This is a genomic window from Alloacidobacterium dinghuense (genome assembly GCF_014274465.1).
Lineage (GTDB): Bacteria > Acidobacteriota > Terriglobia > Terriglobales > Acidobacteriaceae > Alloacidobacterium > Alloacidobacterium dinghuense.
In genome coordinates, this window is sequence record NZ_CP060394.1 from 2,910,910 (window position 1) to 2,930,785 (window position 19,876).

At 58.9% G+C, this 19,876-nt stretch carries 12 protein-coding genes; 10 read left to right on the forward strand and 2 right to left on the reverse strand.

What is annotated here, in order from left to right; genetic code table 11:
• Genes H7849_RS11945 through H7849_RS11975 form a run of 7 tightly spaced genes read left to right on the forward strand, consistent with a single transcriptional unit; the run spans position 1 to position 12,846 of the window.
• A complete protein-coding gene (locus H7849_RS11945; RefSeq protein WP_186746778.1) occupies positions 1 to 3,276 on the forward strand; it encodes a hypothetical protein in 3,276 nt (1,091 codons plus the stop codon).
• Positions 3,269 to 4,126 carry a hypothetical protein gene (locus H7849_RS11950; protein ID WP_186746779.1) on the forward strand — a complete coding sequence of 286 codons (858 nt, stop codon included), beginning with the start codon at positions 3,269 to 3,271 and terminating at the stop codon, positions 4,124 to 4,126. Before H7849_RS11945 ends, H7849_RS11950 begins: the two co-directional genes overlap by 8 nt.
• A complete protein-coding gene (locus tag H7849_RS11955) occupies positions 4,126 to 5,322 on the forward strand; it encodes a hypothetical protein (protein ID WP_186746780.1) in 1,197 nt (398 codons plus the stop codon). The genes H7849_RS11950 and H7849_RS11955 overlap by 1 nt, the downstream gene beginning before the upstream one ends.
• Complete coding sequence (locus H7849_RS11960) at positions 5,323 to 8,340, forward strand: Ig-like domain-containing protein (protein WP_186746782.1); 3,018 nt, start codon at positions 5,323 to 5,325, stop codon at positions 8,338 to 8,340.
• Positions 8,340 to 9,506 carry a hypothetical protein gene (locus H7849_RS11965; RefSeq protein ID WP_186746784.1) on the forward strand — a complete coding sequence of 389 codons (1,167 nt, stop codon included), beginning with the start codon at positions 8,340 to 8,342 and terminating at the stop codon, positions 9,504 to 9,506. Before H7849_RS11960 ends, H7849_RS11965 begins: the two co-directional genes overlap by 1 nt.
• Positions 9,503 to 10,495: a hypothetical protein gene (locus H7849_RS11970; RefSeq protein WP_186746786.1), complete on the forward strand. Its 993-nt coding sequence runs from the start codon at positions 9,503 to 9,505 to the stop codon at positions 10,493 to 10,495. The genes H7849_RS11965 and H7849_RS11970 overlap by 4 nt, the downstream gene beginning before the upstream one ends.
• A complete protein-coding gene (locus tag H7849_RS11975) occupies positions 10,492 to 12,846 on the forward strand; it encodes a hypothetical protein (RefSeq protein ID WP_186746788.1) in 2,355 nt (784 codons plus the stop codon). Before H7849_RS11970 ends, H7849_RS11975 begins: the two co-directional genes overlap by 4 nt.
• On the opposite strand, the gene H7849_RS11980 is transcribed toward H7849_RS11975, so the two are convergent.
• Both H7849_RS11980 and H7849_RS11985 read right to left on the reverse strand, forming a co-directional pair.
• Complete coding sequence (locus H7849_RS11980) at positions 12,751 to 13,821, reverse strand: acyltransferase family protein (protein ID WP_186746790.1); 1,071 nt, start codon at positions 13,819 to 13,821, stop codon at positions 12,751 to 12,753. The two genes, H7849_RS11975 and H7849_RS11980, sit on opposite strands and share 96 nt — an antisense overlap.
• 695 nt (positions 13,822 to 14,516) lie before the next feature.
• Positions 14,517 to 15,701, reverse strand: coding sequence for a pyridoxal phosphate-dependent aminotransferase (locus H7849_RS11985; protein WP_186746792.1), 1,185 nt, complete (start codon positions 15,699 to 15,701; stop codon positions 14,517 to 14,519).
• Between the two features lie 273 nt (positions 15,702 to 15,974).
• Here H7849_RS11985 and H7849_RS11990 point away from each other — a divergent pair, with 273 nt between their 5' ends.
• The 3 genes from H7849_RS11990 (at position 15,975) to H7849_RS12000 (ending at position 19,806) form a co-directional block, all read left to right on the forward strand.
• On the forward strand, positions 15,975 to 16,610 hold the full coding sequence (locus H7849_RS11990; RefSeq protein ID WP_186746794.1) for an HAD family hydrolase: 636 nt from the start codon (positions 15,975 to 15,977) through the stop codon (positions 16,608 to 16,610).
• Positions 16,611 to 16,803: 193 nt separating this feature from the next.
• Positions 16,804 to 17,154, forward strand: a complete 351-nt coding sequence (locus H7849_RS11995; protein WP_186746796.1) for a PadR family transcriptional regulator — start codon at positions 16,804 to 16,806, stop codon at positions 17,152 to 17,154.
• Between the two features lie 18 nt (positions 17,155 to 17,172).
• Positions 17,173 to 19,806, forward strand: coding sequence for an ABC transporter permease (locus H7849_RS12000; RefSeq protein WP_222439802.1), 2,634 nt, complete (start codon positions 17,173 to 17,175; stop codon positions 19,804 to 19,806).
• Positions 19,807 to 19,876 lie beyond the last annotated feature (70 nt).

The window sequence follows — 19,876 nt, forward strand, 5'->3', positions numbered from 1 at the left end:
ATGCCGGTAGATTCCTCAGCGGTTCAGATTGTCATTAACGTCACGGACGCCAACTCCGGTGAGGTGATCGCGCAGCTTGAGCGCAGCCTGAACAGCGCAGGCGCGGCCGGAGCCAGCTCCGGCGATAAGGTCGCTGCGGGCATGGACAAGATGGGCAAGCATTCGCTCACCGCGCTCGATAATGTGCGCCTGCTGCGCGACGATCTCGGTGTCCGCATCCCGCGTTCGATGGAGAAAGCGATCGCGTCGAGCCAGGCCATGATGACCGTGATCGGCGGAATCGGTAAAGGGCTGCTGGCCATAGGTGCCATCGATATCGGCATCCGCATTGCTGAAGGGCTGAAACACGTCTGGGATGGCTATCTGTCACTCACGAGCGCAGCGGAAAAATACAACGAGGAGGCGCAGAAGGCGAAGGATGAAGACTTCGGCAACACGCGCTCGATCGAGGACACGCGGCTGCGCATCGACGACGCGACGAAGGCGATGAAGAACTTCAATGCCGCTGCGCAGGAGCTTTCCGGTGGCGGCTTCTGGAGCCAGGTCGGCGGCTTCGTTTCGAACCCTCAGCAGTTCATAACTAATCGCCTCATCGCGAAACAACTGACCGATCAGGCAGAGAAAAATCACGGACAGATCGACAAGCTCACGCCGCGCCAGGTGGAACAGCAGCATCAGCAGAACATCCAGCAGATCGAGTACAACCACGCGCTCGACGGTTCACTGCGCGGACATGCAAAGATCACCGCTGAACTGGCCAAGCAGCGCGAGATCAACGCTGAAAATCGCCGCTCCAATACGGAGATGGATAAGGCGAAAGGCAATCCTGTTGCGGCGGACTCAGGAGCGGCCGAAGAGCGCATGAAGAACGGCATCGCGCAGCGCCAGGCCGATGCGCAGACCTTCAATCTGCAGCGCGAACATACGCAGGAGCTGCAGCGGTTGCGTCAGGAGGCCGTCCAGTCAGGATTGCGTGGCAACGCACTCTATGCCGCGCAAGAAGCGGCTGCAATTGAGAACCTGAAGAACAAGGACATGGATTCGGTCGCTGCGCGAGCGGCCATCCATGAGAAGTTTCACAACGAGGAGATGAAACGCCTGCAGGATGAGGCGCGTGAGACGCAGCAGATACAGGCCGAGGCGGCGGCTGCCGGGCTGAAAGGCATTGGCAAAACCCAGGCTGAAGGCGATATCGAGATCGGGAAAATACGCGGCAACGACAATCTTTCCGATGAAGCGAAGGATGCTCGTGTTGCTGCTGCGCGCCAACAAACCAATCAGCAAATTCTTCAGCAGGAACAGGAATTCGGTCGCAATGTTGATCAGATCGCGGATGCGTCTGCAGCCCATCAGGTTTCCGGCTTTGCGCGGATCCACGCTGAAGCCAGCAAGCAGCTCGACGATTTGCAGCGCAAGTTTCAGGAGACCTACGGCCAGATCGACCGTTCCACGCCTGGTGGCGAAGCTGTTTATAAGCAGGGTCTCGCGCAGCTCGGGCGCGGGCAGTCAGCCGTCAACGCCGGAGCCGGTCAGCAGGAAGAGGACCTCGCGCGCAAGAACGCGGATGAGACAGCGCAGATCGAGGCCGAAGCCCGCGCAAAGTCTCTCTCGGCCGAGAAGCAAAAGACGGCCGCCATTGAAACTGAGTATGAAGCGCGACTGAAGAAATACCAGGAGCAACTGCAGCAGCAGGAGATCTCCGAAGACGATTACAGCCGGCGCGTCCTCGCCGCACAACAACAGCGCAACGCGGAAATGATCGCCGAGCAGGAGGCCACGCGGCAGAAGCTCGCGGGCGAGCTGGCCGGCTTCTTCAAGAATCCGCTCGATGCGCTCAAGAACTTCGGGGACAAGGCGGCCGGCCAAGCAGGCGCGTCGATCATTCAGGGCCTGCAGAATCACTTCAGCCGCAATACCGGCGACGGTGGCACGGGGACGGGAATTCTCGGCGGCATCTTCGATCACATCGCAGGGACGCCGCACGCGCCTGGTGGCCGCGCGGGGCGTTTGCCCTCGGTTGCCGGCGGCGCGAGCAGCACGCTCTCTGTGGCCTCCGCAATGATTCAGGTAGGCAGCGCATCCATTTCCTTCGGCGGATTCGCTGGCGGGGCTGCACGCGGCGGCGCGGGCACATTTGGGGCGGCCGGTGCAGGCGCGATAAACGCCGGTGGCGGAAGCGCAACATCTTTCGGCGGAGGATTCTCTGCCGGTGGATCCACCATCGGCGGCGCGGGATCTTCTTCTGCGGGCGCTGTGAGCGGCGGATTCACGGGCACTGGCTCGGCTCCATCGAGCGGCAGCGGCGCGGCTGGCGTCCTCGGCAATATCAACCAGGGCATCAGCACGGCGAAGGGCCTCCAAAGCATCTTCAAGGGCAGCAAGGGCGGATCGGGAAGCGATTCGGACTCGGGGACGCTCGATACCACGCAGCCCGATATTCCCGGCACTCTCAATGCCGACGGCACCTACACCTCCGCGCCGGGCGCAAGCGGTACCGCATCGGGAGCTGGTAATGCGTTCGACAAAGCCAGCGGCCTGTTTGGCGATGCGATGGGCCTCTACGGCGCTTTCGAGAGCAAGGGCGGCTTCGGCGGAGCTGCTCAAGGCGCATTGAGCGGAGCCAAGCTCGGCGCGGATCTCGGCGGTCCGATCGGCGCGGCGATCGGCGCAGCCGGCGGAGCGGTGCTCGGCGCGATCGGCTTTGGCGGACGCAATGCTGCGCACCTCTACGACATCAAGCAGGTGCGCCCGCAAATGAAGAACGATCTCGATGCCTATAACCAGGGCAGCATGGATTACCTCACTGCGTATACGGATATCGAAACGCTGATGACTGACGCGAAGAACCAGACCAACAAGATGGGTTCAGGCGCTCAGGGCTACTACCAGGACACGATCAAGAAAGAGTTGAACGATGCGCTCGGCCAGCTATCACGCGAGCAGCGGGCAGGGCGCAGCCAATACGGCGTGAGCGCCGCGCAATATGCTGTCGGAACCGACTCTGTGCCGCGCGATGGGTTCGCGTTCATCCACGAAGGCGAGCGCATCATGCCTTCCGATCAGAATGAGCGCATCACAAGCGCCATCGAGAACGGGTCGATGGCGAGTGCGGGTCCGCGATACATGCCTGCAGATACGGGGAGCGGCGATACCCACCTGCATCTCAGCGCGATCGACGCGAAGAGTTCGATGCAGTTCCTGATGGCCAATAAACACAGCATCCGCAAGGCAATGAATGCGAGCTATGGCGAGGACTCCGGAGGGGCCGATGCCTGAGACTGACATCCTCAATCCGACGACTACCTGGCAGAGCGACATCGAAGACTCGATGACGCCGGACTATGGGTTCACGCGCAAACGAGCCACGACGCAGCTGAGAAAGAAAGCCGTCGGCGGAACACCGTGGACGCGCGAAACGCAGAACACCGGACATACGTTCCTCTTCTCCTGGCTGCAGCGCTCGTGGCTATGCGTGCAGCGCCTCAAGCAGTATTACGAGCAGTACGAGGATGGATTCTTCACCATCATTGATCAGGACGGCGGCGGCCGCCATTACGTCGGTCGGTTTAGCTCGGAAGTCGTTCCGACCGAGACGGGCAACGGTCGATGGGACGTGCAGAATGTGACCTTCGAAGAGATCCCGCGCGTGGCCATGGTCGAGTATCCCAGCGACTGGGACCACGATTCGATCTTCTTCGGGGTCAACAATGACTTCGGCGATCAGAAGCTCGCAACCAGCGGCGCGTGGTCGGAAGCGAGTTATGCAGCGGCGCAGATCACCTTGGGCGGCATCCTGCGCACAAATCTTCCTGGCGTCATCATGACCAATCCGGGCACGAACGCGGGCGACTGGGCGCAGTTCGAATATCGCGGGTATGGTTTTCAGCTCTATCTCGTAAACGGCCCAGCGATGGGAAAGGCTGACGTATATCTCGACGACGTGCTGCTGACGACCGTCGACTGCTATGCCGCCTCACCTGGTATTGATGCAGGCGTGCAAATCGCAGTGAGTCAGCCGAACGTCTCGCTCGATATCCATCGCGTGAAGGTGGTCGTCGACGCGACGAAGAACGCCAGCTCGACCGGCGCGGCGATCAGCTGGTATGGGCTGCAGGTGATGCGCTAATGGCCACGCAGTATCCACCATCGCTGCTCGCCGTGGGCGGCGCGCGGACCGGCATCGCGCCTGTGAACCTGCTCGACGTCGAGGACATCAACGGCAATCTCTATTACTGGTCGGATCGTCCTTCCGATGCGACACCTGTGATCACCGGCAGCGTGGCGCCTGCCCCAAACGTGACTCCTCCGGTTCCCGTGCCCGCCGGCCAACAGCTGGCCTGGGCTTATGCGACGGAGACTGCGGCGACTGGCCCTGGCCCGAATGGGGGGGCGTCGTCAACGCTCACTTCAGGCGCAGCATCGATGTCTTCGAGTGGTGGGCTGGAGCCGCATACGTACCTTTGCGAATGGCAGAATTTCGCGCTGCCGAATCTTCCCCCTGGCGCGGTCATCCAGGCAATCTATCCCGTTGCGGTCCTCAATTTCTCAACAACCGAGCCCAGCGCAACGGCGACCTGGGCAGTAAGCGGCACGCCGAGCAGCAGCGGCGGTCTCAATATCCCAGGCAATGGACTTACGGATTTCGACGGCCAGTTCACAAGCACGGGCAGCATCGGATCGACTGCAGCGGCCATCCAGAATGCTTCGATCACTTGCTCGGTGCAAGATTCGCTCGGTCCGCATCCCGTCATCGCAGCGATGGAAATCAGTTTCGTCGCGCTCGCGGTCTACTATACAGCGCCTGCAGGCAGCAATGGTGGCGTTTATAAGCCGTGGCTGCTGAGCGTGCCCAGCTTCGCCTTCCATCGCTCGCTGCAGACGGACACCGGATCATTTGTCGTCCAGAACATTTCAGGCGACACGCTCTCGCGCGACATGGAGAAAATCATTCGCGCCAGCGCTCTTGAAGGCGCTCTGTTTGTCTATCGTCTTTGGCAGCCGGATGCCGAGGCGGCATGGCTCGAAGTGCATGGAACGCTGAGCGTCGAGCCGGTGGGAGTCGACACCGTCACGCTGCGCGGATCGCAACTGATCAACCCTTCGCAGGACGATACGCCGCTGGAAAATTATTCGGAGACGTGCCAGATCCAGTGGGCCGGACGCCGCTGCGGATCCACGCAGCCGACCGAGTGCAGCTACAGCTATCAGACATGCCAGGTGCTCGAAAGGATCATGGTCGTGATGAACGACTACGAGAAAAATTATGGCGAAGCGCTGGCTAACACCGCGCAGCAAGTGATCAATCGCCGGAGGAGGTTCTGAGTGGCAAACTCCTCTACCACGCTCGCATCTTCGGCCAGCGATACCACCGGCACACCGATCCCATTGGCCTATGGCTACGCATGGGTCACGGGCAAGCGCGCCGAGTATTTCATGCTCCAGAACACCGGCAACAAATATCTCGACTACACGCGCGTCGGCATATGGTTGCTCGGTCATGGGGAGTGGGATGGCTGCAATGAGCTGTGGATCAACGACAACCTGATCTGGCGCAGCGAGAACGATCAGCCGACGCAGTTCCACTTTCATCGCGGCGCTGATTCAATTATCGGTTCGGGCATGACGCCCTCCAGCTCGGGACCGGACCAGGGCGTCGAGAGCTTCTTCCAGTACTTTCCTTCGGCGATCAATCCGCTGCACTACTCGCGCATCGCGTACTACTCGATCTTCCGCAAACAGGCGATCGAGAATCCGCAGAACGATCATCAGGACGATCCGACGCAGTGGACCGATATCAATCCCATCGGCCTGTGGCGCGCGCTCCGCTGCCGGCTCTTTGACGCCAATGGCAATCAAACTGGCTATGCCTTCACGACCAATCCAGCATGGCACTTCGTCGACGTGCTGCTGCGGCGCAAGCTCTTTCCTGATTACGCGCTCGATCTGAACAATGGTCCGGATCCGCTGCCCTCTGCCGTCGCAGCGCGCTTCGACTGGGAGACGATCTACAATTCGGCGCAATACTTCGACGAGATCCTCGCGAACGGCCGTCGCCGTTTCACCGGCAATTATGCCTTCAGCTCGCAGACCACGCTGCAGGCTGTCCTTACGCAGATCCTGCTCTGCTGCCGCAGCTTCTGCAGTGAATATGCGGGGAAGATTCAGCTCATCTGCGATGCGCCGCGGCCTTCGATCTTCACCTTCTCGCGCCAGCATGTCATCCCCGGCAGTCTTGAGTTCAGCGATCAGTCGCTGCACACCGCTGCCAATCGCTACATTGCGCAGTTTCGCGACCTGCTGATTCCGGCGGCCGCGCAGATCGCATCGATCAGCTGCCCTGATCACAAGGAGCCGACCGTCACCACCGTCCTGCCGCATCCCTTCGCGAACGCTGACTGGATTGCGATTGGTGGCACTGGCACCGTCTACGACGGCGAGTGGCAGGTCGACCAGGTTCCCACTCCGGCCGATCCGGGAATCGACGATGTCTACACCTTCACCATGCACAGCAAGGGCTCGAATTATCCCACCAGCGTGGGCGAAGGCGGATACGCGGGCCTGCTCTATTCGCGCTTCAAGGAGCGCGCTCCGGAGTTCTGGCACAAGACCAACATGCTGGCGCGCGGCGCTCTCGGCGTGGGCATTGTGCGCCAGCGCAACAAGGTGAAGAACCAGCTCGATTTCGCAACCTGCACGTTTGACCAGGCCGCGCGCATCAGCACTTATGAGCGCGATCGCACGCTCGGCCTCGATCAGTCGCCTTATATCACGCCGCCGGCGGGAAAGCTGCGCGTGCCATTGTTCGCAAAGGATGCGTTCGGCAATCTCGCTGCCTCGATTCGTCCTGGCGATCATGTGACGGTCGACGATACGTTGAGCTTCACGTATACCGGCGAATACGAGGTACTTGAGCCGCTCACCGTTTATCCAACAACGGTGTCTGCATCTTCTTCTGGCGACGGAATCCGGCTCACGCCTGATGCAAATAGCGGCGAGATCGAATTCAATCTCGGTCCCTACAACGAAGCCGTGTTTTATGACACGAGCAATCAGAACGCTGCAGGCTGGTTGAACGTTCCGGGCTCAGATCCCGGCAACGATACAAGCTTCACGGGCTTCGATCTGGCTGGCGGCGGCGTTGGTGTGTTCTTTACCGGCGCGCTCGCGAGCGGCGGCGTGTTCCAACTGCCATCGACGGGCTTCACGCCAAGCAACCTGCTCGCCTGGGCCGGACCGCAGGGCTACATCGAATACGGCCATCCCATGCACGTCATCGCATTGTGCGATGCCAACGAGTCCACGCGGCAGCTCACGCTGACCTATGAAGACGGCGGCGAGAATGAGTGGCCGGGCGACGTGAATTTCGCGGCTCTCACCTGGATGGGAAGCTATGCGCCCACGACGTCCGGCGCGATGAAGTGGCTGCAACTCACGCTGCTCGGCGGCGAAATCATTCTCTTCGGCGAAGCGATTGTTGCCGGCGACGGTTCCTTCTCGATCCCGCTGCCAAGCGGTTTCACCGCTGCGAAGTGCTTTGCAGTGGCCTATCCGCATGATGCTGTGACGAATGGGAACGACGCACATGGCGTGGCAGCTTTCGTCGATCCATCAACGCTCACAGTGCACCTCAACTATCAAGACGGCAGCGGAAACACCTGGCACGGCAATGCGAAGGTGCTCGTCTTCGCCTGGCAGAACAACATGGGCACAGTGACGACCGAGACGGACAGCGGCGTGAAGTGGATGCATTGCACACTCACAAACGGAAAGGTGTTCGGCGTGGGCTGCGGCCTTGGCATGTCGCAGGGCGCGAATTTCGCGCTGCCGGCCATTGCCGGTGATGGATCGACGCTGCAGGCGATCGCCGGGCCAAGTGGATTTCAAATCGTCGATCACCCTGCCCACGGCGTGGGCGCATGCTATCTCGACGGCAACAACGATGTGGTCATTATGTTCGAGGACGGCGAAGGCCACCAGTGGAACGGCACCGCCGACGTCTTCGGCCTCTTCTGCACCTCGGGCAGCGCCACGCCGACCGTAGTGACAGTCTCGCCCAGTTCTGTGACGATGCCCGCTGGCTCGGTGCAAGCATTCACGGCGACGGTCCAGAACAATGCGAATACCAGCGTCACCTGGAGCGTAGACGGCATCGCCGGCGGCAACGTGACTGTGGGCACCATCGACGCCAGCGGCAACTACTCCGCGCCGGTAACGAGTGGCTTGCACACCATCACCGCAACCAGCGTGGCGGATACGAGCGCTTCAGGATCGGCGAAGGTTTCTGTGACAGGCGCAGGCAATAGCGGAGCCACGCAAGGCTTCATCGTGACGGAGGACTGATGGCCTGGATAAATCTGAACGCGAGCGATCCGGCACCGCCGGCGAATGCGGCAAACGTGCATTTCCGCACGGATAACGCGCACCTCGGAACCGAGGCTGATCCCATTCCGACTACTGCATTTCTGGCTGCTGCGACGCCTACCTCGCTCGGCCTGGTTATGCCGGATGGGACGAGTATCCAGCTGGATGCCACCGGCAGAATCAGCGTGCGCGAAGTTGTTTCTGCGGGCACGCCCATCAGTGGCATCAACGCGTTCTCGTCGTCCGCCAACGACTGGCAGAACAGCGTCATCTACCTCAAGATCGACGGAACGCTGTTGCTGGAGTATCCAGCGCTGTGGAACTTCGCTTTCCAGGCATTCACCAGCCTTGGCACTGGTCCCATTGTGATTGCGGGCATGGGCATCTACACCACGCTGCACGGTTCTGACTCGGTACTGTCGTTCACGCCGGTGACCATCGGCGGCCAAGCCGCGCCAACGCTGCCAACTGAGCCAGCGATGACGACGTTTTATTCGGATGTCATCGACTTACAGACGGACTCCGCCCATGACTACTGGGTATATGTCCAGTTCGCCGCTGGAGCCAACAGTGAAACAGCAGTGGGATCGGGCGGGACAGCGGGCGCTGGCATCACGACATACTACTATCCGAACCCAACCTATACCGGCTCAGGACTGGCAACCATTCCGGTCAGCACTTTGGTTGCGGGAGCGCCGACTGGATTCCTCGGCGCGTATGGCGTTGGCCCTGGCCTCTACCAGCTCGTCGGCGACGTAACAGCCGGACCTGCCAACGGCCTCGCTGAGGCGACGCTCGCCCCATCCGGTGTGACGCCCGGAATCTACACGAATCCAGATATCACCGTTGACGCAAAAGGCCGCATCACTGCGGCCTCGAATGGATCGAGCGGCATGACGAATCCGATGACCACCGAGGGTGACATCATCTACGGCGGTGCATCGGGCACGCCGACGCGCCTGCCTGCCGGCACTGCTGGGCAGCTCCTGCAGACAGACGGCACGAGCGCAGCGCCGAGCTGGGTGAATCCTCCGATCAGCACTACTCACTCTGAGCCGCTGACGGACGGCAACGCAAACTTTATCTTCGCCGCGACGCCCACAGCGGGCGGCGACATCATCGTGGTGACAGGAGTTCCGAATTGAGCACGCTAGCAAGTGTTATTGAAAAGGGTTTGTATTCCGCGCTGCCGGCCGCGAGCATTCCTGGCCGCCTCTATTTCGCAACGGACACAGAGCAGATCTGGCGCGACAACGGAACGTCATGGGATAACGTCACGCCTGCCGGCGCGAGCGCCATCACTGCGCTCACCGGAGATGTGACGGCAACCGGCCCTGGCAGCGCAGCGGCCACGCTCGCAGCTTCTGGCGTTACAGCCGGTACATATAACAATCCGACCGTCACGTTTGACGTGAAGGGACGTGCGACAGCGGCAATCAATGGATACTTTGCCGATAGCGGATCAGCTAACGCATACGCGGTGACGATCTCACCGGCCCCATCGTTGGTTGCAGGCTTTGGATTCCAGATGAAGGCAGCTCACGCCAACACTGGAGCCAGCACGGTCAGCATCAACGGCGGTACGGCGATCAACATCACCAAGGCGGGCACGACCGCTTTGACCGGCGGCGAGATCGCAGCGGGTCAGATCATCGAGCTGGCATACGACGGCACCGAGTTTCAAATCATTGGTGGAAGCGGATCGGGCGGCGGCGGTGTCACGCAGATCATTGCAGGAACCAATGTCACTATTTCGCCTTCGGGGGGAACCGGTGCGGTCACGATTGACGCTGGGGGTGGCGGCGGGGGCGGCAACCTGTACGGACCAGTTGATGCGCAGACTGGAACCTCGTATACGCTTCAGCTTTCCGATGCGCCCAACGGACTCGGGACTGTGACGATGAACAATGCGGCGAATAATACGGTCACTGTTCCACCGAACTCCAGCGTGAATTATCCGGTCGGCACCGTCCTCGAATTTGTCCAGCTCGGAGCAGGACAGACAGCCTTGGCTGCAGGTGCCGGAGTAACGATCAACACTCCCACCAGCCTTTCTTGCCGGGCTCAGTATTCAACGATCGCGATCAAGCAGATCGCAACCAATGTGTGGGTTGCTGAAGGAGATTTGCAATGAGATTTATGACCGCAATTTTGGTCTTGTTGACGACTGTGCCGGCGATGGCTCAGACCGGCGCGGGTGCTTCGCGTCGGCATGGCGAGCTGACGCCTCTTCAATACAACTTCGGCCCGTTTACCGCTGTCGCTCCTTACAATAATCAGCCTGGCTACACGCTATTATCGAACGCCCAAGTGCAGCCCGCGTCGACGATCTCGGATAACAACGCGTTCGCTTCTACTTCAAACTTCACCGCAATCCGCCAGGACGATGCGACGACGACGTTCAGTGTGGCGTCGAACGTGGGTACAATCACTACCGGTTCTGCTTCCGGGGCGAACTATGTCATTGGGAGTTCCGCCTCGTCATTCTCGATTCCGGATACATTTATCGAAGTCGAGATTATGCAGAACGGGACGACGAGCGGCACGGATCATATTGCGCTGGGGATGACTGCGCCTGAGTCGGGTTCTAATCCGACTTTGCAGATCAACGCTGAAGTGGATATGGTGGGCAGAAATTGCTTTATGCATGTTCTCTACGCCGGGACAGACCATGTACTCGGCTCGGCGTCTTTTACCGCCCCATCCGCACCGTGGTATCTGGGTTTCTCCCTGATGGGTTCGCAGGCGACGGCTTTCTATAACTCTGGCAGCGGATGGCAGCAGATCACGACGGGGGATGTGTCTTCTTATTACGACCCGCGTACATCGGGCAATCTGACCGGATTTCAGACGGCGGTCAAGCTATTTACTTCGCAGGCGACAACTTGGAAGCTGGCGAATCTGAAGACGGGGCTATTCGGGGGCACGGGGATGCGTGACGTTGCGCTTGTAACCTATCCGGATGGCCGCCCCTATATGCGAGGCTCGGTAGCCTATTTCATAGCGTCCATTGGAGGGTTTACAAGCACAACGCTCGATTCTGGAAACGCGATTTTTTCTTATGATCTGGTCAGTGGGACGCTGACAATGCTCGGTTCGCTCGGCGTAAGCAGGAGCAGCGCTGTCTATGAAGACCAGGCCGGCGATATCATCTATGACCCCATCAACAACCAAGAGCGACTGTTAATTGGAACGTGGGCAACGACTAGCAACGCCCCCGCGACTGTTTACACATCACAGTCAATTTCAACTGATGATTGGCTGTCGGGTGGCCCGCATGTTACGCCAGCCGCATCAACGGTGACGGTTCCAAGTGCCTCATCAAACTATGACGCTAATATGGCCTGCACAAGCTGGAACTATTCCGCCAGCACCTGTTCTTTGTGGACCATGGCGATAGTGTCGGGAAATCCAGGCTCGGGCGTAGGCTCTGAGTTTCTCAGCTCGACGGCTGATCCGAGTGCTAACTCGTGGTCGGTGCTGGCTTCCACATCGAACTTGGGTTATGAGGGTTCGCGCATTTTGCGAACAGCAACTACATCAGGAAGTAAAGGGGTCAGCTATTTTGGCGCATGGGGCGGCAAGATTGGCAGCGCAGTGAGGACCAGCTCGATTTACAGCCCGGCTGGCAGCAGCCTCGGCGCATTGAATGCTCCCTGGCCTGCTGGAACCTTTAATCCTTCGCATCCAGAGTTGGTCGCATTCGGCAACACTGAATATCTCATTAGTTTCGCCGATGTGCTTTGGGGTACAGCTTCGGGATCGATTGGCAATTTTGCCGTGTCATCGGCACCTAAGTATGTCCCGCAGACAAACTGGCCCACCCTTGTAAACACGGGCTCTACTTTCTCGGGGTCATCCACTGTTTCTAGCGTGACTCTATCGACAGGCGACTATGCATCGTCCTTCACTTTTACTGCAGGTGACCTGGTTATCGCTGTAGGAAGGGGTAACAGTGCGAGCGAAACAACGATGTCAATTACGGATTCCCTAGGCGACACGTTCACCTGTGGAACCATCAACTCGATTTCTCCATCCGGCGCAACGGGATATGACTTTGGATGCTATAGTTTCGTCACTCACAGCGGCACTGCAACCTTCACGCATAGCATTGGGACTTCAGCAAATTTTGTTGGATTGACCGTCGAGCAGTTTCGTCCCGGCTTTTTGACTTCCGTCGATAATGGGGTCAGTTATTCAAACATCGTTACCGGCAGCAAGGTCTCGCTCTATACGAGCAACGCCTTTTCCACCTCGGCAAAGGGCCTTGTCATCGTTTGTCCGGACGCGCTGTTCAATGCGGGCACATTTCAGCCTGGTTTGATTGGGCCTTATGCGGCATCCTTCGGAGCGGGGTTCAGCTCGGGGGCTGCACCCTGCATTGGTACGCTAACCAATGGAGCGCAGACGAGCATCACGGCCACACTCAACAATGGACTTGCTGCAACTGGGTGGTGGGGTGGGACAATCATGAGCTTCAAGTAGGCTGTGCCCAAGCCGGTTCAACGGTTGCTCAATAAAGTAATAGTTGAGGTAGCCGAGCACGAAGATGATCGTGAGGAGCGTGGGCAGCGCGATATACCAATGGCCGCCAAACTGGATGAGGCTAAACTCCTGCCAGATGTAGAGGCTGTAGGACATCTGGCCGAGGCTGACCAGCCATTTCGCATTAAGCGGCCTTGACAGAACCGAATCTGGTCTCGTGGATGTCACTGCGAGGATCAGTGCAATGACGATCGATTCCCGCGTGGGGATGAACTTATGATAAGAGCCGATACAGGCGACAAAAGCCAGCAAGAGCGGCCAGAGCATCCAGGCGCGGAGCATCTTCTTCAGGCGGACGATCATGAGCGCTAGCAGGCAGCCGAACAGTATGGCGTCAGCGCGATATTGCGTCAGGAAGCTGTAGGCGACATGCTCGGACAGCAGAATGTTCCAGTCTGCGATGCGCCACAGGCAGACAATGATGCAGCCGAGCACTGCGACGGTCCATGCCTTTCTGCGCAGCAGAAGAAGGATCGCGGGCCACACGAGATAGAATTGCTCCTCGATTGAGAGCGTCCAGAAGTGGCCGGTAAGCAGGTTGTGGCCGACGTAGTTGCGGAAGAAAAAGAGTGCTGGAATGACCCCGAAATTGTCGCTGTGCAGCACGATGCAGACGAGGGTGACGATGCTTAGATAGAGCCACGCACTGGGCATCAGGCGAAAGAAACGACGCCTGTAAAATTTGCCGAGGTCGATGGTGTCTGTGGTGTTGAGTTCGCTCAGAAGTTTTGAGGTGATCAGATAGCCGCTGAGGACAAAGAAGATTGTGACGCCATGCTGGCCGAGGTAGCTGAAAGTCTCATATCGGGTCGCCCTAAAGCAGGAATGCTGCACATGGTCAATCAGGACAAGCAGGATCGCAATGCCGCGCCATCCATCGAGAGTTGGAATCCGGGCGTTCTTGGAGGTATCCATTTGAGCCAGAACATCATATCCCACAGATATGGGAGAGTCTGGTTACCGTGGCGTCTCGGGAAGTATGAAAAATGGAATACAGGAATTATCTTGCACTAGTGGTGCAGCCTAAATCCTGTATTCGGTGCAGAATAATTCCGGCAGCCACATCTCTGTATCTTTATTTGATTTGTTTTCAATACCTTAAGAATTATTTTGCCGATCATCCCCTTGACAAAGGAGAAGCAGGGAAAAGCCCGGGGCTAATGAGGGCTACCGTAAGAAGTTTGATTGTGAGTGAAAACCCTCCTCCCCTCGGCGGCTAAAGCCGCGCTCATTTTGTGGCACTTACGGCACGGCTGAAGCCGTGCCCCTTCAAAGCAACGGTTTTTCAGCACCCTCTAGAGCCTTTTTTCTTGAGGTCTTACCGCATGGCTGAGCGCCGCTCTTTCACGGCCCTCCTGCTTCCAGGTCAAACGATCCAACTCCAACCACCGTCAAAGGGATCACCATTATTATTTAGCCGATTACCCGGGAGGTGCTTTGCACCTCTTTCGGTTGGTTGGTTAGAGATATTGCTTTCCCACCCTATGCTTTGCATAGGATGGGGCACCCTTTTTTCGTGCTGCCGCCAAGAAAAAGCAGATCCTTCCCCTTCACTGCGTTCAGGGTCAGGATGACATCTTCGTTTATTGGAGCAGCAAGATGGTGCGTTTTCATTCGGGATAAGTGCGGATTATTGCCGTTAATCCCGTTTTAAGGTCGGTTTTTGGCGCCAGTAAGCTGACCACCAGCCAGCCCTCTCCGGGGAGGCCGAAGAAGTAGCCGGGATGGGTTGAGACTCCGGCGTTGCGGATCAGGTCGATGGCTACTTCCTCGTCGCGGCGGATGGCGGGGATGCGGAGGATGGCGTACCAGCCTGCTTCTACTTCGAGGCGGGTGATCATGGTTTGCTCGGCGAGGAGCGCGTCGAGGGTTGCGAGATTACTCGCAGTCCGCTCGCTGATCTGCTGCTGGATGGCGCGGCGATGCGCGAGCCAGTGTGGCAGGGCGTGCTGGATCGGCGCGTTCATCGAGAGGAAGGTGTCGGCGATGACTTCGAGGCTGGTTAAGGACTGCTTTAACGCTTTGTTCGGGCCGAATACGGAGGGACCAAAGACGGAAACCCAGGCGGCCTTCATCTGTGGCAGTCCCGCGATTTTGCTCAGTCCGCTTAGAACGAATGTCAGAGCGGGATGCGGACCTGTCGAGAAACTTTCTGCGCGTGTTGGATCGAAGGCGTAATCGAGGAAGACTTCATCGATGATGAGTGCGAGGTTGTGCTCGGCGCAGAGGGATTCGAGTTGGGCGCGTTCGTTCTGTTTGGTGAAGTGGCCGGTTGGGTTGTTCGGGTGGACGAGCGCTATGGCACGGGTGCATGGCGTAATGCGGCGTCGGACGGCTTCCATGTCCAGGTGCCAGCCGTGGTCGTAGAAGAGGGCGTAGGGCGTGAGCTTGACGTCGTCGAGCGCGGCCAGGAAATCGAAGAGTGGATAGCTAGGCTGCGCGATGAGTATTTCGTCGCCAGGATCGCAGAGGAGGCGGAAGACGTAGCTGTAGGCTTCGCTGGTGCTGGTGGTGAGGAATATCTGCGCAGGATCGACGGTTGCTCCGTGGCTTTTGTAGTAGGCGCTGACGGCTTCGCGTGCTTTGAGGATGCCTTGCGGGTTCGGGTCGTAGATCAGGGCTTCTGGTGTCGCTAATGGGGCGAGGATGGCGGCTTCGTCGTAGGTGAATCCGCTGTGGGTTGGGTTGGAGGCGGTGAGGTCGCAGATCGGTTGGCCGGATTCCCTTCTTTCTCGTAACGCGCGGGCGAGGTCGGTTTCAGTAGTTTCCCAGTTGGTGCGCGCGGAGAAAGGCATGGGGTTATCCTTTCATGTTTTGCCTTAAGCTCGGCTGGGTTGGGTTCTTGCTTTCCCACCCTGACTGCGTCAGGATGGGGCACCCATTTTCGTGCTGTTGCTAAGTTAAAAGCGGGCCTTGCTTTGCAAGGCTTCGCACGAACCCTTCGGCTGCGCTCAGGACAGGCTCTTCGACTGCGCTACGCTTCGCTCAGGATGACAGCGGTTAGGGGCGCCTGCTTTTTCTTTCTTTTATTGACAATCCCGCATAATGGAATAGAGAGGTGAGCTTGCATGGCGATTCGTGCTGTGATTTTCGATTACGGAATGGTGCTGAGCCAGGCGCAGGAGCCGGGCGCGCTGAATAACCTGCTCACCATTACCGGGCTCGATCGCGACACGTTTGACAGGCACTACTGGACGCATCGGCATGCGTATGACATGGGCAAGTTGAACGGTCATACCTACTGGAAGCAGTTTGCTTCCGACTCTGCGATTGAGTTGACGGCGACGGAGATTGAGCGGCTGATTGAGAACGATGTGCTGATGTGGTGCACGATCAATGAGCCGATGCTGAAATGGGCGAAGTCGCTGGCTGAGTCGGGGCTACGGATCGGGATTCTCTCAAACATGGGAGAAGACACGCTCGCCTATATGCGGCAGGAGTTTTCGTGGCTGGGCGATTTCGACCATCACACATGGTCGTGTGAACTGGGGATCGCGAAGCCCGATCCGGCGATTTACACCTACACGTGCGAGAAGTTGGACGTTGCTCCCGGCGAGGCTCTGTTTCTGGATGACAAGGCTGAGAATATTCGCGCGGCGGAAGAGGTTGGGCTGGTTGGGATTCAGTTCAGGGATGTTAAGCAATTGCAGCGGGATCTTGAGGCTCGTGGGTTGTTGGATGAGTTGGTGCTGCCTTTGGGGTAAGTCGTTTCCATCCATCTGAACCGCTCCTATAGCGACGACCCGCTTCTTCGGCCTGCTGTAGGATCGTTGAGATTCTTTCCTTCGGCTTCGCTCAGGACAGGCTCTTCCTTCGGTCGTCAGAATGACGATCAATGAATACATATTGACTTCTCCTCTTATACTATTTTAGTCTAGGCATGTCTCGGACAAGCCTATGACGAAATCCGGCAAAACTGAACCTCGCGATCTCTTTCCTGGGGCGCTAGAGATGATGGTGCTGCAGTCGCTGCGGTGGCAGCCCATGCATGGATATGCGCTGGTGCAGCACATCAAGCAACGGTCGAATGAGCTGCTGCAAGTGGAAGAGGGGTCGCTGTATCCGGCGCTGCAGCGCATGCTCAAGGATGGACTGGTGAAGGCTGAGTGGAAGACTTCGGCAACGAACCGGCGCGTGCGTGAGTACAACATTACGGCGGCGGGTGTGCGGCATCTGGAACGCGAGAAGTCGCGCTTTGAGCAGATGCTGGCGGGGATTCATCTGGTTCTTTCACCGGCTGAGTCGTAGCTCACACAGGAGGCGCACATGCGCTGGCTTCGCAATTTGTTTTCGCGTGATAAGGCTTACGACGATCTCGCGGAAGAGATTCGCCAGCACCTGGAGGAGCGGGTGGAGTCGCTGGTGGCTGAGGGCATGGGCCGCATCGACGCCGAGCATGTTGCGCGACGCGAGTTTGGCAATGTGACTCTGATGGAAGAGCGCGGGCGGGAGGCGTGGCAGTGGCCTTCGCTCGATTCGCTTTGGCCGGATGTGCGGTTTGGGCTGCGGCAGATTGTGCGGTATCGCGCGTTCACGGTCATGGCGGTGTCGACGCTGGCGCTGGGGATTGGCGCAAACACGGCGATCTTTACGCTGATTGATTCGATCATGTTGCGGCCGCTTCCCTATCCGCACCAGGAGCGGCTGATGCGCATTTCGGGGAATTTTCCCAAGGGATGGGTGCGCGCGTATCAGGAGCATGGGCAGTCGTTTGCTTCGCTCTCTGGCTATGGGACGGATGCGGAAGCGAATGTTGAGGGCACGGATGCGGCTGAGCGGGTGTTCGGGTCGACGGTGTCGGTGAATACATTTGACACGCTGGGTGTTCATCCTGCGCTGGGGAGTTTCTTTGCGCGTGAGAACGAAATTGCCGGGCGGGATCTGGTCGTGGTGCTGAGCTACGGCTACTGGCAGCAGCGGTTTGCGGGCGATCTACATGTGATTGGGCAGACGGTTCGGATTGATGGCGTTTCGCGCAAGATTCTTGGTGTAATGCCGCAGGGGATTCGCTTTCCTTATGCGGATACGCAGTTTGTTGTGCCGATTTCGTTCAAGGGTGGAGATGCGACGGATGCGTGGGGGCATCCTTTTGACAAGCAGGCGATTGGGCGCTTGAAGGATGGAGTGACGACGGCGGCGGCGCAGGCGGAGTGGCGGCGGTTGCACAAACTGCTGATGCCGTTGTTTCCGTGGGTGATGCCGACGGATTGGGAGGCGGAGACGACGGTGACTCCGCTGCTCGATTCGATTGTGGGGGACACGGGGCCGCGGCTTTTGCTGCTTCTCGGGGCTGTCGGGTTGATTTTGTTGATCGCGTGCGCGAATGTTGCCAACCTGGCGCTGGCGCGGGCGGCGTCGCGGGAGCGGGAGATGGCGATTCGCGGCGCGCTCGGGGCTTCGGGGTGGCGGATTGTTCGGCAGCTTCTGGTGGAGAGTGTGCTGCTGGGTTTGTTGGCGGGCGCTGCGGGGCTTTCGGCTGCGGCGCTGAGTCTGCGCGCGCTTACGCGGCTGCTCCCGGCTGACACGCCGCGCATCGCGGATGTTGGTTTGCACTGGGATGTGTTTTTGTTTGCGGCGGTCGCGTCGGTACTGACGGGCGTGCTCTTCGGGCTGGTTCCGGCGATGCGGATGGCATCGCCGCATCTGCAGAAATCGCTGCGTTCGGGTGGTTTGAGTGTGGCGGGGCGTGGATCGCAGTTCAGGGTTTCGATGCTGCTGGTGGTGGGGCAGATTGGCTTGTCGGTGGTGGTGATTACGGCGGCGGGCCTGATGCTGCACAGTCTGTATAGCTTGTCGCAGGTGAATCCGGGATTCCGCACGGGTCGGATTGTGACTGCGGAGGTTTCGCTGAATGCTTCGGCATGCAGGCAGCCGGGATATTGTCTCGCGTTCTTTCAGCAGGTAGAGCAAAAGGCGCGCACGATTGCTGGCGTGGAGGATGCGGCCCTCGTCGACACTCTGCCGATGACGGGGTGGGACCTGAGTTATATTTACGACGCTGAGGGGCATCCGCGTGATGCGAGGCAGGTGGCGAAGCAGGCGGCTGGACGAACGGTTTCGACGGGATATTTTGAGACGGTTGGACTGCATTTGCTGCGTGGGCGGCTGCTGACGGATTCGGATCAGTCGGGGGCGAGCCGCGCGGCGGTGATCAATCAGAAGATGGCGGAGACGCTGTGGCCGGGGCAGGACCCGATTGGCAAGCACCTTGAGTCAGTGGCGGATGAGCCGTCGCCGGGGATGCTGAATCCGAATGTTGCTTCGATTGTGGTGGGGGTGGTGAGCAATACGCATCACGATAGCCTGGCGAGCGGTTTTGACGAAGAAGTTTATTTGCCGATGACGCGAGACAATGAGCAGCCTCAGATGATGGTGCTGTTGCATTCGCATCTTCCGGCTGCGCAGACAGCAGATGGATTGCGCAGGGCTGTGGCGGAAATCGATCCGCTGGTTCCGGTGACACATGTGCGGACTTTGGATGAGGTGGTGGCGGCTTCGAATTCGACGCCGCGATCACTGGCGATTCTGTTGCTCGGATTCGGGGCGCTGGCGGTTGGTGTTGGGTCGGTGGGTGTCTATAGCCTGATTGCTTACGTTGTGAGCTGGCGGACGCGAGAGATTGGGATTCGGCTGGCGCTGGGTGCGCCGCGATGGCAGATTGTGCGCGCGGTGGTGCGGCAGAGTTTGTTGCTGGCGGTTGCGGGTTCGGTTGCCGGGCTTGCAGGCGCTATTGTTTGTGAGAGCCTGCTGCGGCGGTTTCTCTTTGAGGTGCGGCCCTTTGATCCGCTGACGTTCTGTGTTGTGCCATTGCTGATGTTGTTGCTGGCTGTGGTTGCGGCGTGGATTCCGGCGCGAAGAGCGGCGTCGATTGATCCGATGGTGGCGCTGCGGAGTGAGTAGAGAGAATCAGTATGCCGTCTTTGACGGCAGTCGTTTTGGCCCACGTTAGCTTGCGAGAATATAGAACAAC